This is a genomic window from Halomonas sp. XH26, assembly GCF_024138895.1.
GTDB classification, from domain to species: Bacteria; Pseudomonadota; Gammaproteobacteria; order Pseudomonadales; family Halomonadaceae; genus Vreelandella; species Vreelandella alkaliphila.
Genome location: NZ_CP071889.1, coordinates 2,829,472 through 2,842,382 on the forward strand (window position 1 = coordinate 2,829,472; position 12,911 = coordinate 2,842,382).

At 51.3% G+C, this 12,911-nt stretch carries 13 protein-coding genes and 1 riboswitch; of the genes, 2 read left to right on the top strand and 11 right to left on the bottom strand.

Going from position 1 to position 12,911, the window contains the following annotated elements:
* Positions 1–4: 4 nt before the first annotated feature.
* Positions 5–226, top strand: a complete 222-nt coding sequence (locus J4377_RS12950; RefSeq protein ID WP_089039485.1) for a DUF1289 domain-containing protein — start codon at positions 5–7, stop codon at positions 224–226.
* Here the strand turns inward: J4377_RS12950 and J4377_RS12955 are convergent.
* The 6 genes from J4377_RS12955 to J4377_RS12980 form a co-directional block, all read right to left on the bottom strand.
* A complete protein-coding gene (locus J4377_RS12955) occupies positions 223–1,272 on the bottom strand; it encodes a proline racemase family protein (RefSeq protein WP_253485841.1) in 1,050 nt (349 codons plus the stop codon). The two genes, J4377_RS12950 and J4377_RS12955, sit on opposite strands and share 4 nt — an antisense overlap.
* Before the next feature lie 11 nt (positions 1,273–1,283).
* Entirely contained in the window at positions 1,284–2,450 is a 1,167-nt protein-coding gene (locus J4377_RS12960) for a zinc-binding dehydrogenase (protein ID WP_038477250.1), read from the bottom strand.
* Positions 2,451–2,583: 133 nt separating this feature from the next.
* The gene (locus tag J4377_RS12965) at positions 2,584–3,162 is read right to left on the bottom strand and encodes an NnrU family protein (RefSeq protein WP_095603899.1); all 579 of its coding nucleotides are present in this window, start codon (positions 3,160–3,162) and stop codon (positions 2,584–2,586) included.
* Between the two features lie 132 nt (positions 3,163–3,294).
* A complete protein-coding gene (gene corA / locus J4377_RS12970; protein WP_038477255.1) occupies positions 3,295–4,263 on the bottom strand; it encodes a magnesium/cobalt transporter CorA in 969 nt (322 codons plus the stop codon).
* A gap of 34 nt (positions 4,264–4,297) precedes the next feature.
* A complete protein-coding gene (locus tag J4377_RS12975) occupies positions 4,298–5,686 on the bottom strand; it encodes a sodium:solute symporter (RefSeq protein ID WP_120386541.1) in 1,389 nt (462 codons plus the stop codon).
* Positions 5,676–5,783: riboswitch (TPP riboswitch) on the bottom strand. (Overlaps the previous gene by 11 nt.)
* A gap of 99 nt (positions 5,784–5,882) precedes the next feature.
* Entirely contained in the window at positions 5,883–6,464 is a 582-nt protein-coding gene (locus tag J4377_RS12980) for a peroxidase-related enzyme (RefSeq protein WP_253485842.1), read from the bottom strand.
* Between the two features lie 199 nt (positions 6,465–6,663).
* Here J4377_RS12980 and J4377_RS12985 point away from each other — a divergent pair, with 199 nt between their 5' ends.
* The gene (locus J4377_RS12985; RefSeq protein ID WP_253485843.1) at positions 6,664–7,371 is read left to right on the top strand and encodes a hypothetical protein; all 708 of its coding nucleotides are present in this window, start codon (positions 6,664–6,666) and stop codon (positions 7,369–7,371) included.
* Between the two features lie 49 nt (positions 7,372–7,420).
* Here J4377_RS12985 and J4377_RS12990 read toward each other — a convergent pair whose 3' ends face one another.
* The 5 genes from J4377_RS12990 to J4377_RS13010 all read right to left on the bottom strand — a co-directional run bounded on the left by J4377_RS12990 (position 7,421) and on the right by J4377_RS13010 (position 12,814).
* On the bottom strand, positions 7,421–8,920 hold the full coding sequence (locus J4377_RS12990; protein ID WP_193060479.1) for a CoA-acylating methylmalonate-semialdehyde dehydrogenase: 1,500 nt from the start codon (positions 8,918–8,920) through the stop codon (positions 7,421–7,423).
* Positions 8,921–9,133: 213 nt separating this feature from the next.
* Positions 9,134–10,399 carry a TRAP transporter large permease gene (locus tag J4377_RS12995; protein ID WP_038477270.1) on the bottom strand — a complete coding sequence of 422 codons (1,266 nt, stop codon included), beginning with the start codon at positions 10,397–10,399 and terminating at the stop codon, positions 9,134–9,136.
* Between the two features lie 28 nt (positions 10,400–10,427).
* Positions 10,428–10,991 (bottom strand): TRAP transporter small permease, encoded by a 564-nt coding sequence (locus J4377_RS13000; RefSeq protein WP_038477273.1) that lies wholly within the window; start codon positions 10,989–10,991, stop codon positions 10,428–10,430.
* 1 nt (position 10,992) lies between these two features.
* Complete coding sequence (locus J4377_RS13005) at positions 10,993–11,979, bottom strand: TRAP transporter substrate-binding protein (RefSeq protein ID WP_038477276.1); 987 nt, start codon at positions 11,977–11,979, stop codon at positions 10,993–10,995.
* Between the two features lie 127 nt (positions 11,980–12,106).
* Positions 12,107–12,814, bottom strand: coding sequence for a DUF3581 family protein (locus J4377_RS13010; RefSeq protein ID WP_038477280.1), 708 nt, complete (start codon positions 12,812–12,814; stop codon positions 12,107–12,109).
* Positions 12,815–12,911 lie beyond the last annotated feature (97 nt).

A 12,911-nucleotide genomic window follows, 5' to 3' on the forward strand; every position in this document is an offset into this window, starting at 1 on the left:
CATCATGTCCAGCGACTCATCCACTACACTCTGCGCTGCTCGTCCGCTGTCGCCCTGCATTCAGGTATGCAACATTGATCCAGCCTCTTCATTGTGCCAAGGCTGCGGTCGGACGCTAGATGAAATTGCCTGTTGGGGAAGTATGACCGAGGCCGAGAAGACCCCGGTATGGGAGCGACTTGAGCAAACAGGCTATGTCGACGCATTACGCAGAGAAGAGCGCTAGCCCTCTGCTGTATGCCGATCACTCAGAATGTGATGCAGTTCGCCACACGTCACCATTGGATCATCGCAGTTAATCACGATGTTTGATTCTGCCAATACATAGCTACGGCCAGTCGTGGTGTTCTCCACCACTTGATAAGCGCCTTCTTGATGCGTGCCGGTGAAGGTACCAATAAACCCCGTTTCACGTAGTGATACGGTTTCTAACTTATCACCGATTGTCAGCCGACCTTCATAATTCATCAGCGCCAACCGCGCAGAGGTGCCCGTGCCGGTGGTGCTACGACAAATAACACCAGGATGTACATACGTTGTTGAACGCGAGCGAATATAGCCTTCAGCTACTTTCTCTTCCGGCCCCATAAAATGTAAAAACGGCAATGGCCCTACATCTCCCAGGGTGTAGTGGGAAAAGCCGCGCTGCGCTTGGATCGCCTCAACAATTTTATAAGCACAAGCGGCAAGCGCCTGCTCCTCACTGCGTACTAGCTTGAAGCCTAACTCTTCAGCATCTACCAAGGCATAAAAGCCACCGCTGTAAGCGACTGAGTAGGTAATTGCTCCAAGTTCCGGAACTTGAATCGTGTCGCGATAGGTGTCGATATAGCTTGGCAGGCCTTCACAGGTAACAGACTCCACTACCCCATTGCTCACCTTTGCTTCAATTTGCACCAAGCCTGCGGGTGCCTCCAGTTTAAAGCGTTGAATCCCCTCTTGCTTGGGGACAAGACCGCTTTCCAACACAGCAGTGGCTGTACACAGCGTGTTAGAACCCGAATAAATCGGGTAGCCCATGACTTCCATAATGATATAGCCCGCGACGGCGTCCGGATGCGAGGAAGGCACCAATAGGTCTACCGACATCTCCGGAATACCATACGGCTCTCCTAGCAGCAGCCGCCGCAAACCATCGGCATCATCACGCAGAAATTCCATTTGTTGGCGTACCGTGGCACCAGGAAGCACGTCGATACCTCCGGTAACAATACGGCTAACATCACCACCGGCATGAGTATCCATCAGTTGAATCGTATGCAGATTCTTCATTAACATTGCTCCTAGGCGGTGGTGAGGGCAAACGGTGCACCATGGGTTTCCCACTGCGCATCAGGAACAATAACTATTTTTCCCAGGTAGTTACTGCCACGGTTTACAAAGTAACGCTCAGCGTTATGTAGATCTGATAGTTTAAAGGCCGCATGCAGTACTGGTTTTAGCGCCCCACTACGAATCCACTCGATCAGTTGTTCAGCCTCTTCGCGAGTGCCATGGGAAACACCAAAAATCTGCACTTGGTACAAGTAGACGCGAGTCCACATAATCTCGCTGATATTGCCACCACTTGCACCTGCAATGGAAAGCCGCGGATAACTGCTACGGCCTTGCATATCAACAATCATGGTATCGATAAACAGATCGGTCATCTGGCCACCGACCAAGTCCATCACTGCATCAATCGGCTTACCATCGGTGGTCGCCAATACACGCTCAACAAATGTCGATAAATCACCCCGATCGATGACTACTTCTGCACCCAACGCCAGAAGCGCATCGGCTTTATCCGGCTGGCTGACAGCGTAAGGAATAGCGCCCACGATCCGACAAAGCTGAATTAACGCCGTTCCAACACCGCCACTGGCGCCTGTCACTAGCACACGTTCACCCGCGCTAATGTTGGCAGACGTCATCATGTGATAAGCCGTCTGATACGAGCACATCCCCATCGCAGCAAGCTCTGCATCGTGCAGTTCAGGGTTGGGAACATGATGAAACTGATCGGCTGGTACTACGACAAAGTCAGCATAGCCACCATCAGCCCCGTGGCCATAATAATCTGGCGTCAGATTGATATCGCGACGCTCATCAGCATAAATATTAAAATCGAGCAGGCCTCGTTCTCCAACACGAGCAGCATCCACGCCCTCGCCTACTGCCACCACGCGTCCAGCAATATCAGCCCCTTGAATACGAGGAAACGTCAGTGTGGGCGAGCCTCCCATCGCAAACGATGTGACCTCCTCTTTCCCTTTCGTAGGGTAAAGTCCTTCACGCGCTTTTCGGTCAGTATTATTTTTGGCCGTTGCCGTTACCTGAACCAGCACTTGCCCCGCCCCTGGTTTAGGGGTAATAACATCCTGCCGATACTGCAATTTATCTACATCACCATGGCCTGTTAACAACATGGCAGACATCGTTTTCGGTACTTGAGGTACAGCTTCGGCCATAAATTTCTCCCCTGTGAAACGTTGGATGAACCTAGCTGACAATAACAAACTTTTGCTATTACTAAAGAGTTAAAAACAAAAACGGCGTCAACGGATATAAACCATTGACGCCGTTAATGTTTATTAATAGTTACTAGCTAAAAACAGGCACACCAATAACTAATGTATGCAGATAAAGTGCGAATAAAACATACGCTATCAAGCCAATAACGACGGTGGCTATTGTTGCGGGAGCCGAGGTTGGCACTGGGTTAACGGGCTGCAGGCGATCACGCTTTTTGGCTGCCTTAAAGGCCAGAATAGCCCACACCAAAAATGCTGCGAAAAAGATGATATCGCCAAGTCGTCCATTAGCCAATAAGTGTGAAAATGCCCAAATTTTTACGGCCAACATCATCGGATGACCAAGCTTCGCTTTGATAGCATTACGCGGCACATAGGCTGCCACCAGCATAATAAAGGCAGGCACCATCAGTAGTGCTACCGCATGGCGTAAGCCCATGGGGGGAAACCAAACGTAGATAGGGTCTAGGCGCATTTGGCCAAAACCGTAAATAGCAATTGCCAGTCCAATCACAGACACTACGGAGTACGCTATCTTCCAGGTGTTTTCGCCGTGTTTAACAATCTGTCGCTGACGCCAGTCTTCAGCAAAGATACGCACAGAATGGCTGCCAAGAAAAATCAGCAGGCCAATAATCATGATGGTCATAAAAGTGGCTCTCAGGTTATTTGCAGGTCATTGGTCGACTGCGAGGATGCCACACTAGCGCTCAAATCACATGGCGAACTATCAACTTTTCGCCGATGGCGACCATCTGGCTCAGTTTAAAACCAGCTCGGTTTAAAACCAGTTTTTGCGTTTAAATAGCCAGATTAAACTACCACCGATACCCAGCATGGCTCCCCAAACAAAAAAGTACCCATACTGATAGCGCAGCTCTGGCATATACTCAAAGTTCATGCCGTAAATACCGGCAATAAACGTCAGCGGCACAAATATGGCAGTAATCACCGTTAATACCCGCATGGTGATATTTAGCTGGTGAGAGGAAATCGAGATGTAACCATCAATGAGATCACCGCAAATGTCGTAATACATTTGTGTCAGTGTATATAGGCGCTCAAAGCGCTCCTCTACATCCGTGATGGCATGCAGCGTTTCACTTTCTCCGCGAGGCAGATGGGCATAGTCATAGGCTGTAAGCTCTTGGGTAATGCCTTTGTGGTAGCTAAAAACACGGCGCATCTTTACTAATCGTGAACGATAGGCGGTGATTTTCCGCATCAGCACATCGTTACCATCTTCCAAAAGCTCATCTTCTATATCGCTTAGCTCGCTCTCAAACTCCAGTAAGCTATCGATATAGAAGCCTGCCGAAGTGTACATAATTTTCAGTGCGACACGCTCGGGAGATAGCGCCAGCAGCGTTTTCCCGTGCTCATTAAAGAGTCGTTCAATACTAAGCGCCTCACCGGCGTGCAGCGTGATTAGAAAACGCTCTCCAATAAAGAGGCACACCTGCTGAGGCACAAAGTTTAGCTGAGCATCAAACGACGAAATACCTCGGTAAATAATCAGGGTATGGTGCTCAAACTCTTCAATTTTCGGCGGATGGCGCTCTTTGTGGGCATCTTGAATTGCCATTGGATGACAATCAAAACGCTCCAATAGCTGGCGTTCGCGCTCCTCAGGCTCACCTTTCATGTCTATCCATAGGTGGCTGCCGGGCATTGCTTGCCAGTCATCGATTAGGCGTTCATCGCCTTCGCGCACATCGCCTTCTGACGTCGTTAGTAGGCTGCGAATCATGATCGTCCCTGTTAAGTTGGCTCACGGCTTAACGTTACGGCCTAACGCTTCGTCGATTAGGCAGATATGCCATTGTAACGCTGACGACAATAGACGCCAGCAACGCCCCTAGAAAAGGCCCCAACGTTGGGATACTGCCTGGAAAGGTAGCCGCCATGATGCCAGCTGCGATGCTTCCCTGGCTTAGCCATCCCGGTAGTATTGCCCCTACTAACCCAGCCATGCCGCCACCAATCGCCGCCATTGGCGTCATACGTTGCCATAGGCCGAGCAGCACAGGCACCACGATGGCAGCGCAAAGTAGGTCTGCTATCAAAAAGAGTCGCAGCACTGACAGTCCTTGCAGGGCAATAAATACCACCGGCACCATCATTGCGACCGTTATCCAACGTGCGGTCGTTAAAGATGCTGCATGTTGTTCACCGCCACGCCCAACTATCAGAGACGCTATACCGTTTTGCAGCGTATCGACACTTGAGGTCACTAGCGTGACTGCCAACACCAATGCAGGTAATGCCACCCAGGCAGGCGCATCTGTTAACAGCGCAAAGAAAGGAATAGGTGGTTCTCCCAAAGCAACACCGCTCATGGCGGCCATGATGCCGACACCGCCGATCACCATCACAACCAGTACGGTCAGACCGCCGCCTAGCCAAGCGCCACGACCTAAGCTCTGGTCATCCTGGGCAGCCCATACACGCTGCCAATAGCCCTGGTGAAAAAGATTGGCGGCGGTCACCGCAATCACGAGCGTCAGGGCAACACTGAGCGCACTTGCAATAGGAATAGAGGGCATGACTGCGTCATTCGGCATGGTTGGTAGCCGCCAAATCGCAACGCTACCTACGGCTAATAACAGGGCTAGTAAAAGCCATGCCTGCCAGCGATCCGTTGCGAGACTTGCGCGCAACCCACCAATCACCGTATACACCAAGGTAGTGAGCGCAACGCCAATAATCACTAGTGCAGGTGGTACATCGGAAAGCAGCGCGGTAATAGCACCTATCGCCGTCAGTTCCGCTGCTAAAAAACAGCCCATGTAGGCTACGGATACCAGTAGCACCCAATGACGCACCCCCTTGCCGTAACAAGCGTGGGCGAATTCGGCGATGCTTCTGCCTTCTGGCAATGCACGACGAATTTTTGGTCCGTACAACCCCAACACGATAAACGGCAGCGCAGAGCCAATGGCATAGCCTGCCAACGCTAAAGGACCAACAAAGGCACCAATTTCAGGCGGCGCAAACAGAATCCAGGCGCCCATTCCCGAGGCTAAAAAGGAGAATCCAAGTGTGGAAGCGGTTTGCGAGTTTCGTGCTGTGACATAGTCATCAAGCGACCCCTGCACATGACGTGCACGCAGGCCCAGAAAAGCAAAACAGAATAGCGCCGCACCAAGTACGGCTGACGTTAGGTAAGGCATGTCGCACTTCCTCCGCCGGTATGAACCGGATCAGGTTCCAGGGTCTGCGCAGTGCGCATTCTCAGCCCAACAGCTGCGGGCTCCCCTGGCGACAGTGAATGGAGACGCTATCCTCGGCGAAAGCGGCTCGTTAGTAAAGGCTGGGCGTTAGTAAAATTTATCCGCGAGTCACGCCTAGATGTGCGTCTTTATCCTACTAACGCGGTAGGCGTCCCATCAAATAAAACTCCTCATTGGGGGGCGTACCCGTCATGGTCACTAACCGATTCGACATGCCGAAAAAAGCAGCAATGGCGCCAATATCCCAACAGTCCTCTAGCGTAAAACCTACTTTCTCTAATGTTGTTTGCCACGCGGCAGAGAACTCCCCAACCTCAATCCCGCAGTGCAATGCAAAGTCCAGCATTACTCGATGGCGTTCGCTTAGCCCTGCCGCCAGATGATTGATAGCGACATTGTCAGCGACTAAAGGGTTTTTACTATAAATTCTCAATAGCGCGCCATGGGCAACAACACAATAGAGGCAACGATTGCGAGCACTGGTAGCCACAACAATCATCTCTTTCTCAGCTTTAGTCAGCGTGTCGGATTCACGCTCCATCAAAGCATCGTGATAAGCAAAAAAAGCGCGGAACTCCTCAGGGCGATGCGCCAGCATTAAGAATACATTGGGCACAAATCCCGCCTTGCTTTGCACTTTTAATATTGCATCACGAATATCGTCAGGCAGTTCATCCAGCGTTTCTGGTACACGGAAACGGCTAAGTCGATTAGTCATCGTTACACCTCACTTCCTGATTGAGCTTTAAATTTTTGTTTTGATTAAACAATTATGTTGTTGGATAACGCGATTCGGTAACAAAACACTAAACAAAGTGACTTTCAATCGCGGCTAACGCTGTCCATACTCTCAACTATTCAATGACCTATAAGCCGTGCAGTAAATACATCAAACGGCAATTAACAGGGACACCAAAATGCATTATTCCGAAGCCAAAGAGCATACGCCTGGGCGCTTGCATACTCTTTTTGCCGACCCTTATTGCGCATTTAAAAACGACACCGATGAGCGTCAGCTTCATATCCGGGTAATGCTGCACACCCTTCTTGCCCTGCCTATGCATCACGCGCGTGCCACCCTCCGAGTTATCCATGGCTGGGAAAACGGCGGCTTCGAGCCAAGTGATCTAAAGCACAAGGACTTCCCGCTTGCCTCTTTAGATGATTTCCACCGAGTGGTTAACGAGGTCTCCTCGAACCCTCAAGAACACGAGACGTCGTTAAGCGCTAGCACGTCGCTCCTCTCAGCACCACTAGCTAGCGTATTCGCCAGCGCAGAAGCCGATGGCATCATCGTTTCTGACAAGCTGCGCAGCACACCTGCCCGCTGGCCTGCTTTGAAAGGCGGTTTAGCCATTTATACGCTCTTCAAAATGTATCATCGCTTAGTTTATGGCGAAGATGATAACTACCGCTGCTCTCAGTGCGAAACACCCGATGGCTTGCGTGAGCTGCATGAATTTCATCTCGAAGAAGGTGAATTTGCGCTGCTAGTTCCTCACATAGTTCCTCACAACGCAAAAACGCCAACTGCCGCTCCCACCATTCTCGTTATGCACGCCAGTCAGCTTGGCCCTATCGGCCAGCTCCTAAAAAGAAGTCTGCCGTTATTTCAGGATACTTGATCCGAAACGTTAAAAGCCCCGCTTATCGCGGGGCTTTTTCATGGTGCAATTAACTCAACGAAATAGTGCTATTAATACCGCTAGATACATTTTCTGGCTCAAACCAGCGGGCAGTGACCGTTTTGGTCTGCGTCCAGAAGGTAATTGCCTGCTTGCCATTCGGCCCCAAGTCGCCAAGCTTGGAAGCTCGCGAACCCGTAAAACTGAAGTACGCGACGGGTACAGGGATCGGCACGTTGATACCAATCTGGCCTACGTCGATATCGGTTTCAAAGCGCCGTGCTACCCAGCCTGAGTTGGTAAAGATCGACGTACCGTTGCCGTTAGGGTTAGCGTTGATAAACGCAATGGCGTCATCCAGCGTTTCCACACTGACCACACACAGCACTGGACCAAAAATCTCTTCCCGGTACACCGTCATATCAGCGGTCACATCGGCAAACAGAGTTGGGCCAACAAAGTTGCCGTTTGGATAGCCATCTACCGTGCAACCACGGCCGTCCACCAGCAGCTTAGCCCCCTCTTTCTCACCCGCTGAAATAAGGCGTTCAACGCGCTCTTTCGCTTGTGGTGAGACAAGCGGCCCTAGGTCTGCATCGCGCTGAGTGCCAGGGCCAACTTTCATGCTGCGCGCGCCTTCCTCAATATCTTTCAGCCACTCTCGCGCTTCACCGACTAGCACGACAACCGAGTTAGCCATGCAGCGCTGGCCAGCAGCACCAAACGCCGAGCCGAGTAGGCTATCAATCGCCTGACTGCGGTTGGCATCCGGCATAACAACGCAGTGGTTTTTAGCCCCCATCATCGACTGCATACGCTTTCCAGCGGCGGCGGCACGGTTGTAAAGCAAGGAGCCCACATGGGTCGAGCCAATAAACGAAAGTGCTTTAATATCCTGATGGTCGGCGATTTGGTTGGCAACATCAGGACCGCCGTGAACCACGTTTAGAACGCCGGCTGGGACACCCGCCTCATGGGCAAGTTCAACCAGTCGCATGGTGGAACTGGGGTCTTGCTCAGACGGCTTCAGGACAAAGGTATTTCCCGTTGCGATGGCAAGCGGAAACATAAAACAGGGCAGCATAATCGGGAAGTTGAAGGCGGTAATACCTGCGCCAACGCCCAACGGCTGGTGCATAGTGTAAACATCGACTTCATTCGCGGCATTTTCCGCCAGTTCACCCAGCTGCAGCGACGTAATTGAACAAGCGTGCTCAACGACTTCTAAACCGCGCCCTACTTCACCTTCAGCGTCAGGCAGGGTTTTACCGTGCTCTTCGGTAATTAGCGCGGCTAATTCAGCAGTATTTTCGCGTATCAGTGCCTGAAGTTTCAGCATGATGCGCATGCGCTTGCCAAGCGGCACTTTACGCCACCCTTTAAAAGCTGTTTTAGCGCTGGCAATCGCGCGTTCCACCTCTTCGGCGGTACAAAATGGTACGCGGGCAACCACTTCCTGAGTAGCCGGATTTACCACATCACGCCAATCCTGGCTTTGTGACATGACTGGCTGGCCATCGATATACATAGGGATTTCACGAACGGACATGACTTCCTTCCTCAACGTTGTGTTTGTTATGAGACGCAAAGATGAACTCTAGGGTATATCAGTAAGTTGACGTAAACGTCAATTAGCCACTTGATAAAGAGTTAGCCAACTCAGCGCTGAGTAAGCAGCCTAGGACTGATGTTCCGCCATTAAAAGGCATCATAAACGCCGTGGAGAACATCAGTTTAGAGATTGGAATGGATGTGATGCCGATTAACGCTGGATAAGCCCGTTGGTTAACCACGGCAACCAGGCGAGAAGAACAAGGGTCACTAACGTTGCTAGCAAAAACGGCAGCAGCGAGCGAAATATTTTAAGCGGCGGCGCACCCGTCATTGAGGAAGCGATAAACAGCCCTGCCCCTACGGGAGGCGTTAACAACCCCATCACCAGGGTTAAACACACCACCACACCAAACTGATAGGGGCTAATAGCGAACTGGCTTTGGGCAATGGGCATTAAAATCGGCACCACTAAGATTAGCGCCGCAATGCCATCAATCACCATTCCCACTAACAGCAGTGCGCCAATCACCAGTAGCAAGAACACGAAGGGGTCGCTGGTCAACGCGGCAATCCATGCGGCGGCCATCTGCGGAAGCTGCTCATAAATCACCACCCAGCCAAACACACCAGCGGCGGCAATCAGCATGATGACCAACCCCGCATTAATCGCCGTGCGCGTTAGCACCTGGGGTAGCTGGCTTAAACGCAGGTCACCGTATACAAAGCGGCCCATGATTAAAGCCGCTAGGGAGGCCAGCGCAGCCGACTCGGTTGGCGTGGCAACTCCCCATAGGATGCCACCAATAATGATCACTGGAATGAACAGTGCTGGTAGCCCCCAAAGCAGGTCATGAAGCGCCTGAGAGCGAGTAGGCCACTGGCCTTTAGGGTATTGCTGAACCAAGCCTACCAAGGCAATCACTATAAAAAAGCTGGTTCCCAGGAGCAGCCCCGGCAGCAACCCAGCAATAAACATTTCCGCAATAGGCACTTGAGCCATGACGCCAAACAACACAAACAGCATGGAAGGTGGAATAATCGGCGACAGTAGCCCACCCGCGGCGGTAATCGCTGCGCTGTAGGATTTGTCGTAACCTTCCTGCTCCATTGCTGGCACCATCGCACGGGACATAATGGCAATTTGCGAGGCTGCTGAACCAATAATCGCCGCCATCATCATGTTGGCCACTAAATTGATATAGGCGAGACCACCGCGAAACCCTCCCACTAAAATACGCGCTAAAGCGATTAAACGGCGGGTTAAACCGCCTTCATTCATTAATTCGCCCGCCAACATAAATAACGGAATCGCCAGCAACCCATAGCTTTCAATGGCGCTAAACAGCTGTTGTGGATACGAATCAAATAACACCGTATTACCTGACATCTGGATATACCACATGGCAGTCAATGCCAGTACTAGCGCAATGGGCACAGCGCCGAGCAACAGCAGCAAGAAAACAGCAATCGTCATAAACGGACCGTCAATAGGGTAAGCAGGATTAGCGTAGCGTTTTGGCAGTGGGTGCTTGGGTCGGGGTTCGCCACTGTTTGAGTGACTGGATAAGATTTGTCCAGCCATGCAGGCTAAGGGAAAATGCAAACCACGGCACAATTAACCACGCCCAGAATTTTTTAACGCCAAGAGTGGAGGTGTTTTCAGCGTAAATAAAATTGAATGTTTGCCCTTGAAAAGCACGGGTATCAAACCCCGCTTGCACCAGTGCAAGTGGCTGATACCAACGCCAACAGAGCCACGCTAACAGCAGAGCAAATAACAGCACCATGGCATCTACCCAGATACCTATCAGTTTCCGGCCGGTTTGCGGTAGCAGATCACTCAGCAACGTGACCGCTATCCCCTGGCGGCGTTTAAACACCGTGGCGGCTATCAAAAAGGTCATCCAGATCATGGCATAAATTGCCAGCTCGCTAATCCAGTAAAGCGGACTACCTAGCGCGCGAAACGCAATATTGGTGAGAATCAGACAGGTAACCGCCGCTGCTAAAGCAGCGGCGGCAATCTCTTCACAGCGTGCAAGCCCTGATGAAAAACGTTGCAGCATATTACTCGTCACGTAAGCGGTCAGCTTCGGCGCGTAACGTTTCTAACATAGGTGCCTTAGGCGCCCAGATGTTTTCCCACTGTGCAATGGCGTCAGAGAAAAACTCAGCATCCGCTTCAACGATGTTGATATCCAAGGCGCGAATTTCCTCTTCCTGAGCGGCATCCTTCTCTTCAAAACCCACCAGCACGTTCTCTAGATGCTCAGCCATCGCAGTATCAATCAGCTCACGATCTTCTTCAGAAAGATCGCGCCATACTCTCCCAGACACGACGCCCACCATAGGGAACATCATATGGTTAGAAATCAGCAGGTTTTCTGCCTGCTCGTAGAATTTCAAAATCAAAATAGAGTCGAAATCCATATCAATGGCATCGACCTGACCGTTAGCCAGCGCGTCATATACTTCTAATAGCGGCATGGGTGCAGGGGCAGCACCAGTAGCCGTATAGAAATCACGAATCGGCTCGAAAGGGGTAATACGTAAACGCTGCCCCTGCAGATCGTCGGCGCTTTCAATAGGGTCACGACTGAGCACTTGGCGCATGCCTACCATGCCGTAGCCAACGCCAATTAAGCCGACTTCTTGTGGCATTAATTCGAGTAGTTCCCCAGCCGCGTCAGAACGCAACAGCCGTGCCGCGTGATTAACGTCATCGACCAAGTAAGGTGCGTATAGTGCGCCAAAATCGGGAATACGGTTGGAAATTTCGGCAATCGTCAAGAAAGCCATATCTAACGCGCCGGTTTGCAGCTGCTGAACCATTTGCGCTTCATTGCCAAGCTGCTGAGCTGGAAAAACACTAACGCTATGCTCGCCATCAGAGCGCTCGTTAAGTGTTTGGGCAAAGGCTTCCGCCTCGGTAGACCATAGATGCTGTGCAGGCGTGATAAGGCCGAGACGAAAATCCCGCGCTTGAGCACTCATGGCTGAAACGGCGAGCGTGGCTGTTGCGCAGGCAAGCGTAAGCGTTTTGATGCGATTCATGCAAAGCCTCTTGTATCCAGCGGAAGCGCCTAGAACGCTTCGCGTGTTTTTTTAATTGATAGGCTTTGAGAATACCTTAGCGTTAGCGTTAATGGCACCCGCCATTACGCTAACGCAACGGAGCTACTTACGCCGCTTCGTAAGCCGCTTTTAAGCGGTAGAACTCATCAACAATCGCTGCCATTTCAGTCGCGTCATACTCACATAAGCCGCTGACCACTAATTTCTTCGAGCCTACTCCAACCGCTTCTCCTGCAGACTCAATCGAGAACTCAAGCAAAGCATCAGCACGCTTACCCTGAACCTCTAACGATGAACTCGTCAGGGCTAAGTTTGGCGAGAAACCGTCTAAGCGCTCTAAGGAAAAACCCATGCTGTCGTAAATAACCAAGGGGCGCTTGGGGTTAAACATTACCCCGTGCTGCTCCATCAAAGGCTTTAAATAGTGAGGAAAGTTCTTCCCTGAGAACGCCACATAGCAGCGGGCAAACGCCTCAATAGCCGCTTCATCGTGAGTAATCTCCCCCCCACGAGTCACCTGCAGGTAGCATTTGCCTCCTTCATCGCAGACAAGTAGATCACCATTCGCTTCTTCACTAAACTTGAGTGGTGTATCAGCTCCCACCATATTGGTGAAGCGAAATTCCATTTGTCGCGACAACCCAAACTTCACCAGCACCAGCGTAAATAGCAGGTCTCCAGGTACGCAAAAACGGCGCGCATCTGGATTGTGAATCGGGTTGTAATCGCCGGCCACGCCCTTAGCGAAACGGCTGGCCTGCTCAGCAGAGATCACAACATACTCTCCGCGTTGCGCGTAAAAATCCTTGAACATGGCTTTGCTGCCTGCCTAGCGTTGAAATCGAAAACCCATTACGGCCCCACGACGCGCATAATGCCATAAAACACGCGCCGACAGGAGTCATCTGCAA

What these genes read in the sequence shown, in the direction of transcription:
- J4377_RS12950 (WP_089039485.1), top strand. Translation starts at nt 5, where the DNA reads ATGTCCAGCGACTCATCCACTACACTCTGCGCTGCTCGTCCGCTGTCG.
- J4377_RS12955 (WP_253485841.1), bottom strand. Translation starts at nt 1,272, where the DNA reads ATGAAGAATCTGCATACGATTCAACTGATGGATACTCATGCCGGTGGT.
- J4377_RS12960 (WP_038477250.1), bottom strand. Translation starts at nt 2,450, where the DNA reads ATGGCCGAAGCTGTACCTCAAGTACCGAAAACGATGTCTGCCATGTTG.
- J4377_RS12965 (WP_095603899.1), bottom strand. Translation starts at nt 3,162, where the DNA reads ATGACCATCATGATTATTGGCCTGCTGATTTTTCTTGGCAGCCATTCT.
- corA (WP_038477255.1), bottom strand. Translation starts at nt 4,263, where the DNA reads ATGATTCGCAGCCTACTAACGACGTCAGAAGGCGATGTGCGCGAAGGC.
- J4377_RS12975 (WP_120386541.1), bottom strand. Translation starts at nt 5,686, where the DNA reads ATGCCTTACCTAACGTCAGCCGTACTTGGTGCGGCGCTATTCTGTTTT.
- J4377_RS12980 (WP_253485842.1), bottom strand. Translation starts at nt 6,464, where the DNA reads ATGACTAATCGACTTAGCCGTTTCCGTGTACCAGAAACGCTGGATGAA.
- J4377_RS12985 (WP_253485843.1), top strand. Translation starts at nt 6,664, where the DNA reads ATGCATTATTCCGAAGCCAAAGAGCATACGCCTGGGCGCTTGCATACT.
- J4377_RS12990 (WP_193060479.1), bottom strand. Translation starts at nt 8,920, where the DNA reads ATGTCCGTTCGTGAAATCCCTATGTATATCGATGGCCAGCCAGTCATG.
- J4377_RS12995 (WP_038477270.1), bottom strand. Translation starts at nt 10,399, where the DNA reads ATGACGATTGCTGTTTTCTTGCTGCTGTTGCTCGGCGCTGTGCCCATT.
- J4377_RS13000 (WP_038477273.1), bottom strand. Translation starts at nt 10,991, where the DNA reads ATGCTGCAACGTTTTTCATCAGGGCTTGCACGCTGTGAAGAGATTGCC.
- J4377_RS13005 (WP_038477276.1), bottom strand. Translation starts at nt 11,979, where the DNA reads ATGAATCGCATCAAAACGCTTACGCTTGCCTGCGCAACAGCCACGCTC.
- J4377_RS13010 (WP_038477280.1), bottom strand. Translation starts at nt 12,814, where the DNA reads ATGTTCAAGGATTTTTACGCGCAACGCGGAGAGTATGTTGTGATCTCT.